This is a genomic window from Serratia sp. CY81684, from assembly GCF_052166595.1.
Lineage (GTDB): Bacteria > Pseudomonadota > Gammaproteobacteria > Enterobacterales > Enterobacteriaceae > Serratia > Serratia nematodiphila.
The window spans coordinates 295,561-316,227 of sequence record NZ_JBJNOO010000001.1; the positions used below are offsets into that span (position 1 = coordinate 295,561).

Genomic DNA, 20,667 nt, shown 5'->3' on the forward strand with positions numbered 1-20,667 from the left:
ACTATGCTGAATACGGCGCGCTACTGCAACGCATCCAGCGCCAGGTTCAGCTTCAGCACGTTGACCACCGATTCCCCCATAAAGTTGGGCGTGGCCCGATCGGTGTTGTCTTCGATCAGTTTGGCGACCTGTTCCGGCGGCAGATGACGCGCCGCCGCGACCCGCGCCAGCTGATACCGCGCCGCGGCGATCGAAATCTGCGGATCCAGCCCGCTGCCGGAGGCGGTCAGCAGATCCACCGGGATCGGGCCGCTCATGGCCGGATTGGCCTGGCGCAGCTGCGCCGCGCGTTCGGCGATAGCCTTATCCAGCGCCGGGTTGGTGGCCGCCAGGTTGCTGCCGGCGGAGGCCTGTGGATTATAGGCCGAATCGCCGGTCGCCGACGGGCGGCCCCAGAAATAGTCGGCGCGCGTGAAGTTCTGGCCGATCAGCGCGGAGCCGACCGCCTTGTCGCCCTGGTACAGCAGCGAACCGTTGGCCGCGCCCGAAAACAGCAGCTGCGCCAGCCCGGTGGTCAGCAGCGGATAGGCGATGCCGGTGATCAGCGTCAGCAGGATCAACATCACCAGCGCAGGTCGTAAATACGTCATGTTCATTTCCCTCAATGGTTAACCGGCGACGTGCAGCGCGACCAGGATCAGGTCGATCAGTTTGATGCCGACGAACGGCACCAGCAGACCGCCGACCCCGTACAGCCACAGGTTGCGGCGCAGCAGGGCCGCGGCGCTCATCGGTTTGTAGCTCACCCCTTTCAACGCCAGCGGGATCAGGAACACAATCACCAGGGCGTTGAAGATCACCGCCGACATGATGGCGGAGGCGGGGGAGTGCAGGTGCATCACGTTCAGCGCGTTCAACTGCGGATAGGTGGCCGCGAACGCCGCCGGAATGATGGCGAAGTATTTGGCCACGTCGTTGGCGATGCTGAAGGTGGTCAGCGAGCCGCGCGTCATCAGCATCTGTTTGCCGATATGCACCACTTCGATCAGCTTGGTCGGGTTGGAATCCAGATCGACCATGTTGCCCGCCTCTTTGGCGGCCTGGGTGCCGGAGTTCATCGCCACCGCCACATCGGCCTGCGCCAGCGCCGGGGCGTCGTTGGTGCCGTCGCCGGTCATCGCCACCAGACGGCCTTCCGCCTGATACTGGCGGATCAGCGCCAGCTTGGCTTCCGGCGTGGCTTCCGACAGGAAGTCGTCCACCCCGGCTTCGGCGGCGATCGCCGCTGCGGTCAGCGGGTTATCGCCGGTGATCATCACCGTTTTGATGCCCATCTTGCGCAGCTCATTGAAGCGTTCCTTGATGCCGCCCTTGACGATATCCTTCAACGCCACCACGCCCAGCACCCGGGCGCCTTCCGCCACCACCAGCGGCGTGCCGCCGGTGCGCGCCACGCTTTCCACCAGATCGTCCACCGCCCGCGGGAAGTGGCCCTGATTGGATTCGACGTGGCGGCGAATGGCGTCCACCGCGCCTTTGCGGATCATGCGCTCCTGCACGTTGACGCCGCTCATGCGGGTCTGGGCGGAGAAGGGCACGAAGGTGGCGTTCAGCGCCTGCAGATCGCGCTCGCGCAGGTTAAAGCGCTGTTTGGCCAGCACCACGATGCTGCGGCCTTCCGGCGTTTCGTCCGCCAGCGAAGCCAGCTGCGCGGCGTCCGCCAGTTCCTGTTCTTTGACGCCCGGCGCCGGCAAAAACTCCGAAGCCTGACGGTTGCCCAGCGTGATGGTGCCGGTTTTATCCAGCAACAGCACGTCCACATCGCCGGCGGCTTCCACCGCGCGGCCGCTGGTGGCGATCACGTTGGCGCCAAGCATGCGGCTCATCCCGGCCACGCCGATGGCGGACAGCAGACCGCCGATGGTGGTGGGGATCAGGCAAACCAGCAGCGCGACCAGCACGGTGATGGTGACCACGCTGCCGCTGCCGGCCGCCTCGACGCTGTATTGCGAGAACGGGAACAGGGTGGCGGTGGCCAGCACGAACACGATGGTCAACGCCACCAGCAGAATGGTCAGCGCGATCTCGTTCGGCGTTTTGCGGCGCTTGGCGCCCTCCACCATGGCGATCATGCGATCGAGGAAGGTTTCCCCCGGGTTGACGCTGCACTGCACCACCAGCCAGTCGGACAGCACGCGGGTGCCGCCGGTGACCGAGGAGAAGTCGCCGCCGGACTCGCGGATCACCGGGGCGGATTCGCCGGTGATGGCGCTTTCATCCACCGAAGCGCCGCCTTCCAGCACTTCGCCGTCGCACGGGATGGTATCGCCGGCTTCCACCAGCACGATATCGCCTTTGCGCAGGCTCTCGGCGGCCACTTTCTCCGTGGCGCCGTCGCGGCGCGGGCCGGCCAGCTTTTTCGCCCAGCTGGTTTTCTTGGTGCCCTTCAGGCTTTCCGCCTGGGCCTTGCTGCGGCCTTCGGCCAGCGCTTCGGCGAAGTTGGCGAACAGCACGGTGAACCACAGCCACAGGGCTACGCTGCCGGTAAAGGAGGCGGCGCCGTCGGTTTGGCCGGTGAGCATCGCCAGCCAGATGGCGGTGGTCAGCAGGCTGCCGATATACACCACGAACATCACCGGGTTGCGCCATTGAACGCGAGGATCCAGTTTTTTCACCGCATCGATCAGCGCGGTGCGCACCAGAGCCGGTTCAAACAGCGCGCGTTGTTTGCGAGTCATCTCTTATTCTCTCTCTGTGACGTCGGTTAGTTTGCCAACCAAAGTTGCAAATGCTCGGCCACCGGGCCCAGCGCCAGCGCCGGCACGAAGGTCAGCGCGCCCACCAGCAGCACGGTGCCGATCAGCAGGCCGATAAACAGCGGCCCATAGGTTGGCAGGGTGCCGTTGCCCGCCGGCTGGCGTGGCTTGGCGCTCAGCGAACCGGCGATCGCCAGCACCGGCAGGATCACCCCAAAGCGGCCGACGAACATGGCGAAGGCCAGCAGCAGGTTGTAGAACGGCGTATTGACGCTCAACCCGGCGAAGGCGCTGCCGTTGTTGTTAGCGGCGGAAGACAGGGCATACAGCACTTCGCTGAAGCCGTGGGCGCCCGGATTGAGGATGCCGGCGCGGCCCGCGTCGGTGCCGATGGCCAGCGCGCTGCCCAGCAACACCAGCGTCGGTGTGACCAGGATCGCCAGCGCGGTCATCTTCATGTCGTAAACGTCGATCTTTTTGCCCAGGTATTCCGGGGTGCGGCCGATCATCAGACCGGCGATAAACACCGTCAGCAGCACGAACAGCAGCATGCCGTACAGGCCGGAGCCGACGCCGCCGAACACCACTTCACCGATCTGCATCAGCCACATCGGCACCATGCCGCCCAGCGCGGTGAAGGAGTCGTGCATGGCGTTGACCGCCCCGCAGGACGCGGCGGTGGTCACCACCGAGAACAGGCTGGTGGCGAGAATGCCGAAGCGCGACTCTTTGCCTTCCATATTGATGTTGCTGTCGGCGCCCAGCGCGCTCAGGTGCGGGTTGCCCGCCAGCTCGGCGACCATCACCACCACCACCGCCACCACGAAGATCAGCGCCATCGCCCAGATCAGCGCGTGGCCCTGACGGTTTTCACCGGCCAGCTGGCCGAAGGAGAAGCACAGCGCGCAAGGGATCAGGAAGATGGCCAGCATCTGCACGAAGTTGGTCAGCACGGTCGGGTTTTCGAACGGGTGCGCCGAGTTGGCGCCGAAGAACCCCCCGCCGTTGGTGCCGAGCATCTTGATCGCTTCCTGCGAGGCCACTGGCCCCATTGGCAGCGTCTGCTGCGCGCCTTCGAGCGTAGTGACGTGCAGGTAAGGCAGGAAGTTTTGCAGCGTGCCCTGGCTGACGAAGAACAGGGCAATCAGCAGCGCGATCGGCAGCAGCACATACAGCGTGATGCGGAACAGATCGGCCCAGGCGTTGCCGACGGTCTTGCCGGCGCGGCGGGTAAAGGCGCGGATCAGCGCAAAGGCCACGGCGATGCCGGTGGAGGCGGAAACGAAGTTCTGCACCGCCAGCCCGGCCATCTGGCTGAAATAGCTGAGGGCGCTTTCGCCGCTGTAGGCTTGCCAGTTGGTGTTGGTGACGAAGCTGACGGCGGTGTTGAGCGCCAGATCCCAGGAGAGGCCCGGGAAGCCTTGCGGGTTGAGCGGCAGCGAGCCCTGCGTCATCAGCAAGGCGAACAGCAGCGCCAGCCCGAGCAGGTTGAATGCCAGGATCGCCAGCGCGTACTGCCACCAGTTCATCTCGGTGGCGCGGATGCCGCAGGCGCGCCAGACGCCGGCTTCCACTGCGCGCAGCGCAGGCAGCGGCTCACCTTCGATCAGGCGCGCCATAAAACCGCCCAGCGGCCGGGCCAGCAGCAGAAGCACCAGCAGGAAACTGGCGATCAGTAAAAAGGCTGAAGCCGCCATCAGAAATCCTCCGCGTTAAACAGGGCGTAGACCAGATAGGCCAACAGCAGCAGAACCAACAGCGCACCACCAATAACGCTGAAACTCACGGGACACCTCCAGAGGTGTTGTTTTTGATAGAGGCAGTGTAGGGAGAGGGGTAGAAAGAAGATGAAAAAATCGCGCGGGCAGGTGTAAAAAAAGTATAAAAATGGCTGAAATTTCAGCGGAAATTGGCCGTTTCAGGCAGCCTGCTTGCGGCGAGATTGCGCCTGATGCGTGAATAAGCCGGGGCTGGGACGTGGGATGAAGAACCGAATAATAACCACAATGTAACCCATGTTTAGTTAAAAATTAACTTGATTGTAACAAAGTTACGAATCGCCGCGGCGATTAGCGATTTTTTGTGCGATTTAGTGGTCGGATGAGTAGTAAACTTTCATCAAGTGCGCTAAAATTTTGTCCAGTTACCAAATTACCGATTGTTCATTTGATGCGCCGACGCCGTTTTCCCTGACAAATCAACGGCAGGCGTTTTTAAGGAGGTTCGCATGTCTACGACCTATCACGCTTATTCACTGCATCGGATTCTCCTGCGCCGCAGCGCAGTGGTTATCGCGGGCATTTTGGCCCTGCCGGTGATGCTGTTCCGCAGCGATCGCGGGCGTTTTTACAGCTACCTGCACCGCGTCTGGTCAAAAACCAGCGATAAGCCGGTCTGGCTGCAGCAGGCGGAACTGGCGTCCTGCGACTTCTACTGAGTCACTGCCGATTCACGAACAACCCTCGCCCTGCGGCGGGGGTTTTTTTATGCCTCGGGCCCGCTGCCGTCAAGCGCAAGGTCGTATTTGGCAAGCCATTCTTCTACACTTTCCTCATCGACCAACACCACGAGAGAACGGTATGAGTGACAAGATCCCTATCGGCATCAGCGCCTGTTTACTGGGCGACGCGGTGCGTTTCGACGGCGGCCACAAGCGGCTGGCCTTCGCGGTGGAACAGTTGGCGCCCTATGTGCGCTTTGAGCCCGTATGCCCGGAAATGGCGATCGGCCTGCCCACGCCGCGCCCGGCGCTGCGCCTGGTGAAACAGGCGCAGCCCTGGCCGGCGATGCGCTACAGCAACGACGCCGGCGTGGATCTGACCGAGGAGATGCGCAGTTTCTCCGCGCAGCGCGTGGCGGCCTTGCAGCATCTGTGCGGCTATATCGTCTGCGCCAAGTCGCCGAGCTGCGGCCTGGAGCGAGTGCGGGTCTACAGTGAGAATGGCAAGGACTCGCGTAAAAACGGCGTCGGGCTGTTTACCGCCGAACTGCTGCGTCAGATGCCGTGGCTGCCGGTGGAAGAAGACGGACGATTGCAGGATGCGGCATTGCGGGAAAACTTCATTGAACGGGTGTACGCGCTGTATGAGTTGAATATGCTGTGGCGCCAGGGGCTGACCCGCGGCGGGCTGATCGCGTTTCACAGCCGCTACAAGCTGTCGCTGCTGGCGCATTCGCAGCCGGCGTACCGCGAACTGGGGCGTTTCGTCGCCGACATTCATCGCTGGGACTCGCTGGAAGACTTCGCCGTGGAGTACCGCAGCCGCCTGATGGCGCTGTTGGCGCACAAGGCGACGCGCCGCAACCATACCAACGTGCTGATGCACGTGCAGGGTTACTTCCGCCGCCAGCTCAGCGCGGCGCAGCGCCAGGAGCTGGCGCACCTGATCGACCGCTACCGGCAGGGCATGCAGCCGCTGCTGGCGCCGATCGCCTTGCTTAAGCATTACATGGCGGAATACCCCGACAGTTATCTGGCGGAACAACGCTATTTCGAACCTTATCCGGAGGCGCTGCGTTTGCGTTACGGCCATTGATTGACAAGGGAATTTTATGACCACGCATCTGGTCTGGTTGCGTAACGATCTGCGTATCACCGACAACAAAGCGTTGCATGCTGCCTGCAGCGATCCCAAAGCCCTGGTGCTGGCGGTGTTTATCGCCACCCCGCAGCAGTGGCGGCAGCATGAGATGGCACCGCGGCAGGCGGCGCTGATCCACGCCAGCCTGCGGGCGGTACAGCAGGCGCTGGCGCAAAAGGGCATTGCGCTGCATTGCCATGCCTGTTCGGACTTTGCTGCATCGATCGACTGGCTGGCGGACTATTGCCGGCGAGAGCAGGTGGACGCGCTGTTTTACAATCGCCAGTACGAACTGAATGAACGGCGCCGCGATGCGCGGCTGGAGCAGCAGTTGAATGGACGGGTAACGTGCCACGGTTTTGATGACAGCCTGCTGTTGCCGCCGGGCAGCGTGCTAACCGGCGGCGGCGAGATGTACAAGGTTTATACGCCGTTTCGCAACGCCTTTATTCAGCGCCTGACTGAGTCCGACGTGAGCTGCCTGCCGGCGCCGAAGAACCGTGCCGATGGCGCGTTGCCAGCGCCTGAAGCGCCGGCGGCGTTCGATTATCCCGCGGCGGACATCGGGGATGAGTATCCCGCCGGCGAGGAGGCCGCGCTACAGAGGCTGCGCGCCTTTTGTCGTGAGCAAGTGCAGGATTACCTTCGCCAGCGCGATCTGCCGGCCATCGCCGGCACCAGCAGCCTGTCGCCCTATCTGGCGATCGGCGTGTTGTCGCCGCGCCAGTGTTTTAACCGCCTGCGCGCCGAATGCCCGCAGCTGCTGGAAGATCGCGAGAGCGGCGCTTTCGCCTGGCTGAACGAGCTGATTTGGCGCGAGTTCTACCGCCATCTGCTGGTGGCCTATCCCGAGCTGTGCCGCCATCGGCCGTTTATCGCCTGGACGGACAAAGTGCGCTGGTGCGATGACGCGGCGAAGCTGCAGGCCTGGCAGCGGGGCGAGACCGGCTATCCGATCGTCGATGCCGCCATGCGCCAGCTGAACGCTACCGGCTGGATGCACAACCGGCTGCGCATGATCAGCGCCAGTTTTCTGGTGAAGGATCTGCTGATCGACTGGCGGGCCGGGGAGCGCTACTTCATGTCGCAATTGCTGGACGGCGATCTGGCGGCCAATAACGGCGGCTGGCAGTGGGCGGCTTCCACCGGCACCGACGCCGCGCCGTATTTCCGCATCTTCAACCCGACGACGCAGGGTGAACGTTTTGATCCACAAGGCACTTTTATCCGTAAATGGTTGCCGGAACTGGCGGATGTGCCCGACAATGACATCCATCATCCTCACCGTTGGGCGGAAAAGCAGCCATGCGTGCTGAATTACCCGCTGCCGATCGTCGATCATAAGCAAGCCCGTCTGGAGACGCTGGCGGCGTTCGAGGCGGCGAAACGGGGAGAGTCTTGAGGCAACTGCAAGGAGCGACGCAATGATGAAAAAGGTGTTGGCCCTGTGCCTGAGCGGCTATTCCGCGCTGGCGATCGCCGGCTTTGACGTGGTGGCGCTGGGCGTCGACGGCGGCGTCAGCGACGGCAATCTGACCTCCTACCTGATCCGCAGCGACAATCAGCCGCGGTATGTGGCGCTGGACGCCGGTTCGCTGCTGCCGGGCATCGCCAAAGGGTTGGAGAAGGGCAGCTTCCCGCAGGTGACGCCCGAGCTGGCCGCGCCTTACACGCCGCAGGGCTATGTGTTCCGGCAGTTGATCGGCAGCTACTTTATCAGCCACGGCCACCTGGACCACGTGGCGGGGCTGATCGTCGGCTCACCCGAGGACAATAAAAAAACCGTTTACGCCCAGGCGGACACCGTACTGACCCTGCGTAATCACTACTTCAACTGGAAGGCGTGGCCGAACTTCACCGACGCCGGCAACGGCTCGCGGCTGGGCACTTACCGGCTGCAAACGGTGCGGCCGCAGCAGCGGTTTACCCTCGGCCTGACCGGATTGACCGGCGTGATGTACCCGCTCAGCCACGATCGCTATCCGTCGTCGATGCTGCTGATTTCCAACGGCAGCGAGTTCTTCGCCTACTTCGGCGATACCGGGCCGGATAAGGTCGAGCAGTCGCGCGATCTCGATACCGTCTGGCGCGCGCTGGGGCCGCTTGTCGAGCAGAAGAAGCTCAAGGGCATGATTATCGAAACCTCTTACCCTAACGGGGTGGAGGATAAACATCTGTACGGCCATTTGACGCCGGCCTGGCTGCTGAAGGAGTTGAAGAACCTGACACAGTACAGCGGCGGCGATGGCTCGCTGAACGGTTTGCCGGTGGTGATCAGCCACATCAAGCCCAGCCTGAAGCAGGGCGAAGACACGCGCGCCGCCATTGCGCAACAGCTGGCGCAGGGCAACGATCTGGGCGTGAAATTTATCCTGATGGCGCAGGGCGACCGGCAGACATTTTGACTATGAAGAGAGAAGAGAATGCGTAACCTCGATCTGGAACAACTGATCAACACGGAACTGAACGCCGCGGCGTTTCAGGACTACGCCCCCAACGGATTGCAGGTAGAAGGCCGCCCGCACGTGCAGCGCATCGTGACCGGTGTCACCGCCTGTCAGGCGCTGCTGGACGCTGCGGTGGCGCATCAGGCCGACGCGATTATCGTGCACCACGGCTATTTCTGGAAAAACGAGGCGCCGGCGGTGCGCGGCATGAAGCGCAACCGCCTGAAAACGCTGCTGACCCACGACATCAACCTGTACGGCTACCACCTGCCGCTGGACGCGCATCCGGTGCTGGGCAACAATGCGCAGCTGGCGCAGGCGCTGGGCATTCGGGTGATTGGCGACGTCGAGCCGCTGGTGCCGCACGGCGAATTTGAACAGCCGCTGACCGGCGAAGCGCTGCAGCAGCGTATCGAAAGCCGGCTGGGGCGTGCGGTGCTGCACTGCGGCGATAACGCGCCTGAGCACATTCGCCGGGTGGCCTGGTGCACCGGTGGCGGCCAGGGCTTTATCGACAGCGCGGCGCGCTTCGGCGTCGATGCGTTCATCAGCGGTGAAGTGTCTGAGCAGACCATTCACAGCGCGCGCGAAATGGGCGTGCATTTCTTCGCCGCCGGCCACCACGCCACCGAGCGCGGCGGCGTGAAGGCGTTGGGCGACTGGCTGGCGCAGCACCACGGCTTTGATGTGACCTTTATCGATATCCCGAATCCCGCCTGATTTTTTTCTTCCCCGGATCCAGCCCGGCCTGTGCGCCGGCTGAATCCTTTTACCGCGCTATTTCCTTATTTTCCTTATGGTTGCGTTCTATTGACAGCCGGGGCCGCGTCACGCATAACTGGTGTGTTTTTCATCGCGATAATAATAAGGAGAATAAGGGTGCAACAAGCACGTTATTACCTGTTGGGTGAGAGAGCGGTAGTGCTTGAACTGTCGCCGCCGGTGACCTTACCGAGCCAGCAGCGCATCTGGGCGCTGGCGGAAAAGCTGAATCACCACCCCGACGTGCGGGAAGTGGTGCCGGGAATGAATAACCTGACGCTGTTGCTGCATACGCCGCAGGCCGACGCCGAAGCGATGCTCGCGTTGCTGCAGCAAGGTTGGGAAAGCAAAGAGAGCCTGACGCCGGAATCGCGCCAGGTGGATATTCCGGTGGTCTACGGCGGGGAGCAAGGCCCCGATCTGGATGAAGTGGCGCGCCATACCGGCATGACGCCGCGGCAGGTGGTGGAATGCCACGCGGCGGCGGCCTACGTGGTCTATTTCCTCGGCTTTCAGCCGGGTTTCTCCTATTTGGGCGGTATGCCGGAACAACTGGCGACGCCGCGCCGCGCTGAGCCGCGTCTGGCGGTGGCGGCCGGCTCCGTCGGCATCGGCGGCGGCCAGACCGGCATCTATCCGCTGGTGACGCCCGGCGGCTGGCAGCTGATCGGCCGCACGCCGCTGGCGCTGTTCAATCCGCATGAAATGCCGCCGACGCTGCTGCGCCCGGGCGATAACGTGCGCTTCGTGCCGCAGAAGGAGGGCGTATGCTGATTATTCTGCGTGCCGGCATCTATACCACGGTGCAGGATTTGGGCCGCGAGGGATTCCGCCGTCTGGGCATCAGCACCGGCGGAGCGCTGGATCAACCGGCGCTGAAGATAGCCAACCTGCTGGTGGGCAATGCGCCGGAGGCCGCCGGGCTGGAGATCACCCTCGGCCAGTTCAGCGCCGAGTTTACCCGCGCAGGCTGGATCGCCCTGACCGGCGCCGGCTGCGACGCTCAGCTGGACGGCAAACCGCTGTGGACCGGCTGGCGCTACCCGGTGAAAAAGGGGCAGCGGCTGACGCTGGTCACGCCGAAACGCGGCATGCGTAGCTACCTGGCGATCGCCGGCGGCATCGCCGTGCCGGAAATGCTGGGCTCGCGCAGCACCGATATGAAAGCCGCCTTTGGCGGATGCGAGGGGCGTAATCTGAAGGACGGCGACCGGTTGCCGCTCGGTAACTCCGCCGCTCAACCGCAACATTCCTGCGGCGTGAAGCAACTGCTGTTCACCAACCGCATCCGCGCGTTGCCGGGGCCGGAGTACGCTGAATTCAGCGAAGAGGCACAGGAGACGTTCTGGCGTACCGCCTGGCAGCTCAGCCCGCAGAGCAACCGCATGGGCTACCGTCTGCACGGCGGCACGCCGCTGGCGCGCACCACCGGCCGCGAGATGCTGTCGCACGGCCTGCTGCCCGGCGTGGTGCAGGTGCCGCACAACGGCCAGCCGATCGTGCTGATGGCCGATGCGCAAACCACCGGCGGTTACCCGCGCATTGCCTGCGTGATCGAAGCCGATCTCTACCATTTGGCGCAGATCCGGCTCGGCGAACCGATCCACTTCGTTCTCTGCTCTCTGGCGGAGGCGCAGCGCGCCAAGGCCGAGCAGGATCTCTTCCTTCGACAGATTGCCTGGGGGTTACATGATCGTTGATTTGAACGCCGATCTCGGCGAGGGCTGCGCCAACGACCAGGCGCTGCTGCAATTGGTGAGTTCGGCCAACATCGCCTGCGGCTTCCACGCCGGCGATGCGCAGACCATGCGTCAGTCGGTGCGCTGGGCATTGCAGTACGGCGTGGCGATCGGTGCCCACCCGAGTTTTCCCGATCGGGAGAATTTCGGCCGCACCCGCATGCAGCTGCCGCCGGAAACGGTCTACGCGCAGGTGGTGTATCAGCTCGGGGCGCTGGCGGCCATCGCCCGTGCCGAGGGCGGGGTGATGGTGCACGTCAAGCCGCACGGCATGCTGTACAACCAGGCGGCGGTTGAGCCGGCGCTGGCGGAAGCGATCGCCCGGGCGGTGCAGGCGGTCGATCCTGCGCTGCGGCTGGTGGGGCTGGCCGGCAGCGAGCTGATCCGCGCCGGGCAACGGCTCGGTCTGACCACCCGGCAGGAGGTGTTCGCCGATCGCGGTTATCAGGCCGACGGCACGTTGGTGCCGCGCGGTTTGCCGGGAGCATTGATCGAGGATGACGAACAGGCGCTGGCGCAAACGCTGGAGATGGTGCGCCATCACCGGGTGCGCAGCGTCGATGGCGTTTGGACCGCGGTTCAGGCGGAAACCGTCTGCCTGCATGGGGACGGCGAGCATGCGCTGGCGTATGCGCGCAAGCTGCGGGACAGTTTTGTTCAGCAGGGGATCCGCGTCAGCGCGGAGCAGTAAAGCAAGACACAACATCACAAGCAAAAAACTATTAGAAAATATCGAGGGAAGACTATGGAACAGGCCGTGAATCTCTGGCCACTGATCGGCATCGCCGCTATCGTGGTCGGGTTTGTATTGCGTTTCAACCCGGTGCTGGTGGTGATCGCCGCCGGCATCATCACCGGTCTGGCGGCGCTGATGCCGCTGGACGTCATTCTGGAAAAGCTCGGCGAGGGCTTTCTCAATACCCGAAACCTGCCGCTGATCCTGCTGCTGCCGCTGGCGGTGATCGGCCTGCTGGAGCGCCACGGGTTGAAAGAGCGGGCGCAGGCGTGGATCGCCAGGATCAAAAGCGCCACCGCCGGCCGTTTGCTGATCGTGTACCTGTTCGTGCGCGAGATCACCGCGGCGATGGGGCTGACCAGCCTGGGCGGGCATCCGCAGATGGTGCGGCCGCTGCTGGCGCCGATGGCGGAAGGGGCGACGGAAAACCGTTACGGCGAGCTGCCGGAGCGTACCCGCCACCGCCTGCGCGCCATGTCGGCCGCCACCGACAACGTCGGGCTGTTCTTCGGCGAAGATATCTTCGTGGCCTTCGGCGCGATCATCTTCATGCACAACTTTATGCTGGAGTCCGGCGGCATTCAGACCGAGCCGCTGCATATCGCGCTGTGGGGCATTCCGACCGCCATTTTCGCTTTCCTGATCCACGCCTTCCGGCTGTATCGGATGGATAAACAGCTGAGTGCCGAGCTGGCGCAGCTGAATCAGGCGGCGCTGCAGGCGAAGGGGGAAGCACGATGAACTTCCAGCAACAATATCTCTACTGGCTGGCCGGCGCGGTGCTGCTGATTGTGGCGGTGATGTCCTTCCGCGATCGCGCCAACCCGCGCCGCATCACCACCGGGCTGTTTTGGGGGCTGTACGGCCTGGTGTTCCTGGTCGGCGACTGGACTTACCGCCTGCTGGGCGACGTGCTCGGCGAAGGCAGCAACGAGAAACGCATGCTGCACATCATCGTTGGCGTGGTGGTGGTAGTGATGGCCCTGATCGCCGGCTTCGGCGGCGTGCGCCTCGGCAGCTATCATCAGCGAACGCCGCAGGAGCGCGAGGCCAGCGCCAAGCGCCTGGGCAACAAGCTGTTTATCCCCGCATTGGCGATCCCGGTGGTGACGGTGATCGGCGTGCTGCTGTTCAACAATATTCCGGCGTTGCAAAGCGCGGTGTTTGGCAGCGGTAACCATGCGACGCTGATCACCCTGTTCTCTATGACCGTCGGCTGCCTGATCGGCCTGGCGATCGCGGTGAAAATGACCCATGAGAAGGCGTTGCAGCCGGTGCAGGAAGCGCGGCGCCTGCTGGATTCGATCGGCTGGGCGTTCATTCTGCCGCAGATCCTCGCCACGCTTGGCCTGCTGTTTACCGTCGCCGGCGTCGGCACCGCGATCTCGCATTTGACCCAGGAGTATCTGGCGGTGGATAACCGCTTTATCGCCGTGGCGGTCTACGCTATCGGTATGGCGGTGCTGACCATGGTGATGGGTAACGCCTTCGCCGCGTTCCCGATCGTCACCGCCGGCATCGGCATTCCGATCCTGGTGCTGCAACACGGCGGCAACCCGGCGGTGATGGCGGCGATCGGCATGTTCTCCGGCTATTGCGGCACCCTGATGACGCCGATGGCGGCGAACTTCAACATTGTGCCGGCGGCGCTGCTGGAGCTGCCGGACAAGAATGCGGTGATCAAGGCGCAGGTGCCGACCGGCGTGCTGCTGCTATTGGTTAACGTGTTCCTGCTGTATTTCCTGATGTTCCTGTAGGAGTAAGGATGCAAAAAGTATTGATTACCGGCTTTGAGCCGTTTGGCGGCGAGCGGCTCAACCCTTCCTGGGAAGTGGTGAAGCAGCTCAATGATATGGAGCTGGTGGGTACGCGCATTGTGGCGCGCCAGCTGCCGTGCGTGTTCGGCGCGGCGCTGGAGGCGCTCAATGCGGCGATCGACGAGGTGCAGCCGCTGATGGTGCTGGCTGTCGGCCAGGCCGGCGGCCGCACCGACATCACGATTGAACGGGTGGCGATCAACGTCGACGACGCACGTATCCCCGATAATCAGGGGCAGCAGCCGGTGGATGAGCCGATCGTCGCCGGCGGCCCGGCGGCCTATTTCAGCACCTTGCCGATCAAGGCGATGGTCAGCTCGATGCGCGAGGCCGGCATTCCGGCCTCTGTTTCGCAGACCGCCGGCACCTACGTGTGCAACCATGTCATGTATGGCCTGCTGCACCGGTTGAGCGGCCAGCGCGAGGTGAAGGGCGGGTTTATTCATATCCCGTACCTGCCGGAACAGGCGGCGGCGCACCCCGGCGCACCGAGCATGGCGGCCTCGACGGTGCTGTTTGCGCTGGAGCTGGCCGTTTCCATCGCGTTGCAGGTGGAACACGATCTGAAAGTGGCGGGCGGCGCAACGCATTAATCAAGAGAATCCCCGGCGCATCGGGCTGCGCCGGGTCTACGCAAGGAGTGGTCTATGCCGGAAGGACCGGAGATCCGCCGGGCGGCGGACAAACTGGCGGCGGCGGTGATCGATCAGCCGCTGACCGCCGTCGATTTCGCTTTTCCTCAGCTGAAACATTATCGCCAGCGTTTGCTCGGCGAGCGCATCGTCGCCATCGAGCCGCGCGGCAAGGCGCTGTTGACCCACTTTTCCAACGGGCTGACGATGTACAGCCATAACCAGCTGTACGGCGTGTGGAAAGTGGCGGCGGCGGGGGAGACGCCGGAGACCAAGCGCGATCTGCGGGTGCGGCTGGAAACCGCTCATAGCGCGATTTTGCTCTACAGCGCTTCCGATATTACCGTCGGGCCGCGCGAGGAAATAGAGCAACACCCGTTTTTGCAACGCATCGGCCCTGACGTGTTGGACATGTCGCTGACGGTAGACGATGTGGTGGAGCGGTTGCTGACGCCGCGTTTTCGCCGCAGGCAGCTGAGCGGCATGCTGCTCGACCAGGCGTTTCTCGCCGGATTGGGCAACTATCTGCGCGCCGAAATCCTGTGGCAGGCCGAGTTGGCGCCGCAGCACAAACCACAGGATCTGGTGCCAGAGGCGCTGCGCCACCTGGCGGAGGCATTGCTGGCGGTGCCGCGCCTTTCCTACCAGACGCGCGGGCAGGCGGATGACAACCGCCATCACGGCGCGCTGTTTCGCTTCAAGGTGTTTCATCGCAGCGGCGAGCCCTGTGAGCGCTGCGGTGGGATGATCGTGCGCACCGAGCTGTCGTCGCGGCCGTTTTATTGGTGCCCGGGCTGCCAGAAATAAGCAAAAAAAAACGCCGCCCGAAGGGGCGGCGCTGTGCGGTTTCAGCCGGGGAAGCGGCTTACTTGGTTTTCAGCTGGGATTTGAAATCACGCTCGGCATAGCCGGTGTACAGCTGACGCGGACGGGCAATTTTGATGCCTTCGTCGTGCATTTCGTTCCAGTGGGCGATCCAGCCGATGGTGCGCGCGATGGCGAAGATCACGGTGAACATGGAAGAAGGAATGCCCATCGCCTTCAGGATGATGCCGGAGTAGAAGTCGACGTTCGGGTACAGTTTCTTCTCGATGAAGTACGGGTCGTTCAGCGCGATGTGTTCCAGCTCCATCGCCACCTGCAGCAGGTTGTCGTCCTTCTTGTTCAGCTCTTTCAGCACTTCGTGACAGGTCTCGCGCATCACGGTGGCGCGCGGATCGTAGTTCTTGTACACGCGGTGGCCGAAGCCCATCAGGCGGAAGGAGTCGTTCTTGTCCTTGGCGCGCTTGATGAATTCCGGAATGTGCTCGACGGTCTTGATCTCTTCCAGCATTTTCAGCGCCGCTTCGTTGGCGCCGCCGTGCGCCGGCCCCCACAGGGAGGCGATGCCGGCCGCGATGCAGGCGAACGGGTTGGCGCCGGAAGAGCCGGCGGTGCGCACGGTTGAGGTAGAGGCGTTCTGCTCATGGTCGGCGTGCAGGATCAGGATGCGATCCATGGCGCGTTCCAGTACCGGGTTCACCACGTACTCTTCGCACGGGGTGGCGAACATCATGTGCAGGAAGTTGCCGGCGTAGGACAGATCGTTGCGCGGGTAAACGAACGGCTGGCCCAGGGAGTATTTGTAGCACATCGCGGCCACGGTCGGCATTTTGGACAGCAGACGGAACGCGGTGATTTCACGGTGACGCTCGTTGTTGACGTCCAGCGCATCGTGGTAGAACGCCGCCAGCGCGCCGGTCACGCCGCACAGCACCGCCATCGGGTGCGAGTCGCGACGGAAGCCACGGAACAGATGGGTGATCTGGTCGTGGATCATGGTGTGGCGGGTTACGGTGGTCTTGAAGGTTTCGAATTCTTCCGGCGTTGGGGTCTCGCCGTACAGCAGGATGTAGCACACTTCCAGGTAGGAAGATTCTTTCGCCAGCTGCTCGATAGGGAAGCCGCGGTGCAGCAGCACGCCTTTGTCGCCGTCGATGAAGGTAATCTTGGATTCGCAAGAAGCGGTGGAGGTAAAGCCGGGATCAAATGTGAAATAACCTTTGGAACCCAGAGCGCGGACATCGAGGACATCGGGGCCCAGTGTCGGTGTCAATACGCCCAGTTCGATCGGAGCTTCGCTGTCGTTAATGGTTAGCGTCGCTTTCTTATCAGTCATTTACTGTCTCCTTAGCGCCTTATTTTAAAAACCACTAACAACTGAAATACCTTAAATCTCTGCAGGTTGCCCGCAAAAAAATGGTGCGGACGCTAACTCTGTGAGCGACTGCGCAACTGTGCGCGGGTAGGGTACAGAGTGCTGACCAGGCGAACGAGACGGGTGACCAGTTGTTAACGATTCATAGTAATTCGTTATAGTCTGTTAATCTTACCTATGAGCTGTTCGAAGAGATGTGAACCTATCCCAATAATCTGTTTTTGTGTGCTTTATTTGCTTTAGACGCCGGCAAACTCGAGCGGGAAACAACGGCTATTGGGATAGGTTCGCCAAATACACTGTTGCATAACTCGAACCCGGGAGGAAGTGTATCTGCTGACCCATAGCGCATCATAGGACCGTTTGTGCCCCTATATGTAATGGAAATGTTGATCTCTTGTCAAATCAGATAATTAATTTTGCACTAATTGTGAAATCCGTGATCTGAATCACTGTTCGGGGGAAATGTTATCAAAGCGGTTGTATGAGAATTGTAATCAGAATGTGATCCTCCTATACTGCCGCCAGGTCTCCGGATTACCCTGAAGTAGGAGCACCCAGCGTTATAAATGCGCGCCGTTTGAGCACAGAGGATGTTGATGTTTGAGCGCGTGACGTGTAAGGGTTTTAGGCTCTTAACGCTGTCTGATCCCCGCCCAGGCCCGGAGGAAGGAAAATAATAAGAGCTGTGTGGGCAAATACGTGAAAAAACAACGACCTGTCAACTTGGATCTGCAAACGATCCGGTTCCCCGTAACTGCGATAGCGTCTATCTTACACCGAGTCTCTGGCGTAATTACCTTCGTTGCCGTGGGTATCCTCCTCTGGCTGCTGGGCCTGTCACTCTCTTCCCAAGAGGGGTTCCTGCAGGCGGCCGCCATCATGAATAGCTTCATCGTCAAATTCATATTCTGGGGCATCCTCACGGCGCTGGCCTATCACATTTGCGGTGGCATCCGTCACTTGTTAATGGATTTTGGCTACATCGAAGAGAGTTTGGCCGCCGGCACCCGTTCCGCCCAGGTGGCGATCGGTCTGACCGTCGTGCTGTCAGTTCTGGCTGGAGTCCTCGTATGGTAAATAACGTTTCTGCATTAGGGCGCAACGGCGTGCACGATTGGCTGCTGCTGCGCGCTTCCGCTATCATCATTACCCTGTACGTCCTGTATATCCTGGGCTTTTTCGTCACGGCTCCGGAACTCACTTATGACATCTGGCGCGGTTTCTTCGCCACTTCCATTACGAAAGTGTTCACTCTGCTGACCCTGCTGTCGATTCTGGTGCACGCCTGGATCGGGCTGTGGCAGGTGCTGACGGACTACGTCAAGCCGCTGGCGGTTCGCCTGGTGTTGCAGCTGGCTGTCGTGGTCGCGTTGCTGGTCTATTTACTGTACGGAACAATCGTAGTGTGGGGTGCTTAAATGAAACTGCCAGTCAGAGAGTTTGATGCCGTCGTAATCGGCGCCGGCGGTGCGGGCATGCGTGCCGCGCTGCAAATTTCCCAAGCGGGCTCGACCTGTGCCCTGCTGTCCAAAGTTTTCCCGACCCGTTCCCATACCGTGTCCGCACAGGGCGGCATCACCGTCGCGCTCGGCAACAGCCACGAGGACAACTGGGAATGGCATATGTACGACACGGTGAAAGGTTCCGACTATATCGGTGACCAGGACGCCATCGAATATATGTGTAAAACCGGCCCGGAAGCGATTCTGGAACTGGAACACATGGGTCTGCCGTTCTCTCGTCTGGACGACGGCCGCATCTATCAGCGCCCGTTCGGCGGCCAGTCGCTGAACTTCGGCGGCGAGCAGGCGGCGCGTACCGCAGCCGCAGCCGACCGTACCGGCCATGCGCTGCTGCACACCCTGTACCAACAGAACCTGAAAAACCACACCACCATCTTCTCCGAGTGGTATGCGCTTGATCTGGTGAAAAACCAGGACGGCGCGGTGGTCGGCACCACGGCTATCTGCATCGAAACCGGTGAAGTGGTTTACTTCAAAGCCAAGGCCACCGTGCTGGCGACCGGCGGCGCTGGCCGCATTTACCAGTCCACCACCAACGCCCACATCAACACCGGCGACGGTGTCGGCATGGCGCTGCGCGCCGGCGTGCCGGTGCAGGACATGGAAATGTGGCAGTTCCACCCGACCGGCATCGCCGGCGCGGGCGTGCTGGTGACCGAAGGCTGCCGCGGCGAAGGCGGTTACCTGCTGAACAAACACGGCGAGCGCTTCATGGAGCGTTATGCGCCGAACGCCAAAGATCTGGCGGGCCGCGACGTGGTTGCCCGTTCGATCATGATCGAAATCCGCGAAGGCCGCGGCTGCGACGGTCCTTGGGGCCCGCACGCCAAGCTGAAGCTGGATCACCTGGGCAAAGAGGTGCTGGAATCCCGCCTGCCGGGCATTCTGGAACTGTCCCGCACCTTCGCGCACGTCGATCCGGTGAAAGAGCCGATCCCGGTTATCCCAACCTGTCACTATATGATGGGCGGCATTCCGACCAAGGTGACCGGCCAGGCGCTGACCGTGAACGAGAAAGGCGAAGACGTGGTGATCCCGGGGCTGTTTGCCGTGGGCGAAATCGCCTGCGTATCGGTGCACGGCGCCAACCGTCTGGGCGGCAACTCGCTGCTCGACCTGGTGGTGTTCGGCCGTTCCGCCGGTATGCACCTGCAGGAATCGCTGGAAGAGCAGGGCGTGAGCCGTGACGCCAGCGACTCCGACGTGGAAGCCTCGCTGGACCGTCTGAACCGTTGGAACAACACCCGTTCCGGCGAAGACCCGGTTGAAATTCGCAAAGCGCTGCAGTCTTGCATGCAGCACAACTTCTCGGTATTCCGCGAAGGCGATGCGATGGCCAAGGGCCTGGAAGAACTGAAAGTGATCCGTGAACGTTTGAAGAACGCACGCCTGGACGATACCTCCAGCGAGTTCAACACCCAGCGCATCGAATGCCTGGAGTTGGATAACCTGATGGAGACCGCGTATTCCACCGCCGTGTCGGCCAACTTCCGTACCGAGAGCCGTGGCGCACACAGCCGCTTCGACTACCCGGAACGCGATGACGCCAACTGGCTGTGCCATTCGCTGTATCTGCCGCAATCGGAAAGCATGACGCGCCGCGAAGTGAACATGCAACCGAAGCTGCGCCCGGCATTCCCGCCGAAAGTGCGTTCTTACTAATTGCGGAGATCGACAGATGAAACTCGAATTTTCCATTTATCGCTACAATCCGGATGTCGACGACGCCCCGCACATGCAGGACTACACCCTGGAAGCGGAAGAAGGCCGTGACATGATGCTGCTGGATGCTTTGATCCAGCTGAAAGAAAAAGACCCGACCCTGTCGTTCCGTCGCTCATGCCGCGAAGGCGTGTGCGGTTCCGACGGCCTGAACATGAACGGTAAAAACGGCCTGGCGTGCATCACCCCGATTTCGTCGCTGCGCAAAGGCAACGGCAAGATCGTGATCCGTCCGCTGCCGGGCCTGCCGGTGGTGCGCGATCTGGTGGTGGATATGGGCCAGTTCTATACCCAATATGAAAAGATCAAGCCATACCTGCTGAACGACGGCAAGAACCCGCCGGCGCGCGAGCACCTGCAGTCGCCGGAGCAGCGCGCCAAGCTGGACGGCCTGTACGAGTGCATTCTGTGCGCCTGCTGCTCGACCTCTTGCCCATCGTTCTGGTGGAACCCGGACAAGTTCATCGGGCCTGCCGGTCTGTTGGCGGCATATCGCTTCCTGATCGACAGCCGTGACACGGAAACGCAAGAACGTTTAGATGATCTGGACGACGCTTTTAGTGTTTTCCGCTGCCATAGCATTATGAATTGTGTCAGTGTATGTCCTAAAGGCTTGAACCCGACGCGTGCGATCGGGCATATCAAGTCCATGCTGCTGCAACGCGGCGCATAAACGGAATGAGATGCTGCGCCGGGCTCTTTTCCGGCGCACGTCCCATAGGGGAGGGAACCTCTAAAAACTGACCCGCGGCTGCGGCGCTATGCAGCCTGGTTCTTCCGCCGGTTTTTAGAGGTTCCTTGTAAGGGACCGC

At 61.9% G+C, this 20,667-nt stretch carries 21 protein-coding genes; 16 read left to right on the forward strand and 5 right to left on the reverse strand.

Features of this window, described 5'->3' with window-relative positions:
- Positions 1-20: 20 nt before the first annotated feature.
- From kdpC to ACJ8QF_RS01445, 4 genes are read right to left on the reverse strand one after another with little or no spacing between them, the layout of a single operon-like run.
- Positions 21-590 carry a potassium-transporting ATPase subunit KdpC gene (kdpC, locus tag ACJ8QF_RS01430; RefSeq protein ID WP_131164580.1) on the reverse strand — a complete coding sequence of 190 codons (570 nt, stop codon included), beginning with the start codon at positions 588-590 and terminating at the stop codon, positions 21-23.
- An 18-nt stretch (positions 591-608) separates the two neighbouring features.
- Positions 609-2,678 (reverse strand): potassium-transporting ATPase subunit KdpB, encoded by a 2,070-nt coding sequence (kdpB, locus tag ACJ8QF_RS01435; protein ID WP_442537210.1) that lies wholly within the window; start codon positions 2,676-2,678, stop codon positions 609-611.
- Positions 2,679-2,704: 26 nt separating this feature from the next.
- Positions 2,705-4,393 carry a potassium-transporting ATPase subunit KdpA gene (gene kdpA / locus ACJ8QF_RS01440; protein WP_442537211.1) on the reverse strand — a complete coding sequence of 563 codons (1,689 nt, stop codon included), beginning with the start codon at positions 4,391-4,393 and terminating at the stop codon, positions 2,705-2,707.
- Positions 4,393-4,482 (reverse strand): K(+)-transporting ATPase subunit F, encoded by a 90-nt coding sequence (locus ACJ8QF_RS01445; protein ID WP_016928742.1) that lies wholly within the window; start codon positions 4,480-4,482, stop codon positions 4,393-4,395. The genes kdpA and ACJ8QF_RS01445 overlap by 1 nt, the downstream gene beginning before the upstream one ends.
- A gap of 441 nt (positions 4,483-4,923) precedes the next feature.
- On the opposite strand from ACJ8QF_RS01445, the gene ACJ8QF_RS01450 reads away from it, so the two are divergent.
- The 12 genes from ACJ8QF_RS01450 to nei all read left to right on the forward strand — a co-directional run bounded on the left by ACJ8QF_RS01450 (position 4,924) and on the right by nei (position 15,217).
- A complete protein-coding gene (locus ACJ8QF_RS01450; protein ID WP_004939916.1) occupies positions 4,924-5,133 on the forward strand; it encodes a YbfA family protein in 210 nt (69 codons plus the stop codon).
- Positions 5,134-5,275: 142 nt separating this feature from the next.
- Positions 5,276-6,232, forward strand: coding sequence for a YbgA family protein (locus ACJ8QF_RS01455; protein WP_033651168.1), 957 nt, complete (start codon positions 5,276-5,278; stop codon positions 6,230-6,232).
- Between the two features lie 16 nt (positions 6,233-6,248).
- Positions 6,249-7,679 carry a deoxyribodipyrimidine photo-lyase gene (phrB, locus tag ACJ8QF_RS01460; RefSeq protein WP_442537212.1) on the forward strand — a complete coding sequence of 477 codons (1,431 nt, stop codon included), beginning with the start codon at positions 6,249-6,251 and terminating at the stop codon, positions 7,677-7,679.
- 22 nt (positions 7,680-7,701) lie between these two features.
- Complete coding sequence (locus ACJ8QF_RS01465) at positions 7,702-8,682, forward strand: MBL fold metallo-hydrolase (RefSeq protein WP_048232933.1); 981 nt, start codon at positions 7,702-7,704, stop codon at positions 8,680-8,682.
- An 18-nt stretch (positions 8,683-8,700) separates the two neighbouring features.
- Entirely contained in the window at positions 8,701-9,444 is a 744-nt protein-coding gene (locus ACJ8QF_RS01470; RefSeq protein WP_025301873.1) for a type 2 GTP cyclohydrolase I, read from the forward strand.
- Between the two features lie 159 nt (positions 9,445-9,603).
- Positions 9,604-10,260: a 5-oxoprolinase subunit PxpB gene (gene pxpB / locus ACJ8QF_RS01475; RefSeq protein WP_004939909.1), complete on the forward strand. Its 657-nt coding sequence runs from the start codon at positions 9,604-9,606 to the stop codon at positions 10,258-10,260.
- Positions 10,254-11,186, forward strand: coding sequence for a 5-oxoprolinase subunit PxpC (gene pxpC, locus ACJ8QF_RS01480; RefSeq protein WP_265260886.1), 933 nt, complete (start codon positions 10,254-10,256; stop codon positions 11,184-11,186). Before pxpB ends, pxpC begins: the two co-directional genes overlap by 7 nt.
- A complete protein-coding gene (gene pxpA / locus ACJ8QF_RS01485) occupies positions 11,176-11,916 on the forward strand; it encodes a 5-oxoprolinase subunit PxpA (RefSeq protein WP_004939906.1) in 741 nt (246 codons plus the stop codon). Before pxpC ends, pxpA begins: the two co-directional genes overlap by 11 nt.
- Before the next feature lie 54 nt (positions 11,917-11,970).
- Complete coding sequence (locus tag ACJ8QF_RS01490; RefSeq protein WP_015376970.1) at positions 11,971-12,702, forward strand: DUF969 domain-containing protein; 732 nt, start codon at positions 11,971-11,973, stop codon at positions 12,700-12,702.
- Entirely contained in the window at positions 12,699-13,718 is a 1,020-nt protein-coding gene (locus ACJ8QF_RS01495) for a DUF979 domain-containing protein (RefSeq protein ID WP_004939900.1), read from the forward strand. The genes ACJ8QF_RS01490 and ACJ8QF_RS01495 overlap by 4 nt, the downstream gene beginning before the upstream one ends.
- Before the next feature lie 8 nt (positions 13,719-13,726).
- Entirely contained in the window at positions 13,727-14,371 is a 645-nt protein-coding gene (gene pcp, locus ACJ8QF_RS01500; protein WP_004939899.1) for a pyroglutamyl-peptidase I, read from the forward strand.
- A gap of 54 nt (positions 14,372-14,425) precedes the next feature.
- Complete coding sequence (nei, locus tag ACJ8QF_RS01505; RefSeq protein ID WP_004939897.1) at positions 14,426-15,217, forward strand: endonuclease VIII; 792 nt, start codon at positions 14,426-14,428, stop codon at positions 15,215-15,217.
- A 58-nt stretch (positions 15,218-15,275) separates the two neighbouring features.
- On the opposite strand, the gene ACJ8QF_RS01510 is transcribed toward nei, so the two are convergent.
- The gene (locus ACJ8QF_RS01510; protein WP_004939895.1) at positions 15,276-16,568 is read right to left on the reverse strand and encodes a citrate synthase; all 1,293 of its coding nucleotides are present in this window, start codon (positions 16,566-16,568) and stop codon (positions 15,276-15,278) included.
- A 729-nt stretch (positions 16,569-17,297) separates the two neighbouring features.
- On the opposite strand from ACJ8QF_RS01510, the gene sdhC reads away from it, so the two are divergent.
- The 4 genes from sdhC to ACJ8QF_RS01530 are packed head-to-tail and all read left to right on the forward strand — an operon-like array spanning position 17,298 to position 20,528.
- Positions 17,298-17,687 carry a succinate dehydrogenase cytochrome b556 subunit gene (sdhC, locus tag ACJ8QF_RS01515; protein WP_004939893.1) on the forward strand — a complete coding sequence of 130 codons (390 nt, stop codon included), beginning with the start codon at positions 17,298-17,300 and terminating at the stop codon, positions 17,685-17,687.
- Positions 17,681-18,028 carry a succinate dehydrogenase membrane anchor subunit gene (gene sdhD / locus ACJ8QF_RS01520; protein WP_004939891.1) on the forward strand — a complete coding sequence of 116 codons (348 nt, stop codon included), beginning with the start codon at positions 17,681-17,683 and terminating at the stop codon, positions 18,026-18,028. The genes sdhC and sdhD overlap by 7 nt, the downstream gene beginning before the upstream one ends.
- Complete coding sequence (gene sdhA / locus ACJ8QF_RS01525) at positions 18,029-19,795, forward strand: succinate dehydrogenase flavoprotein subunit (protein ID WP_015376974.1); 1,767 nt, start codon at positions 18,029-18,031, stop codon at positions 19,793-19,795.
- A 16-nt stretch (positions 19,796-19,811) separates the two neighbouring features.
- A complete protein-coding gene (locus ACJ8QF_RS01530; RefSeq protein ID WP_004939885.1) occupies positions 19,812-20,528 on the forward strand; it encodes a succinate dehydrogenase iron-sulfur subunit in 717 nt (238 codons plus the stop codon).
- Positions 20,529-20,667 lie beyond the last annotated feature (139 nt).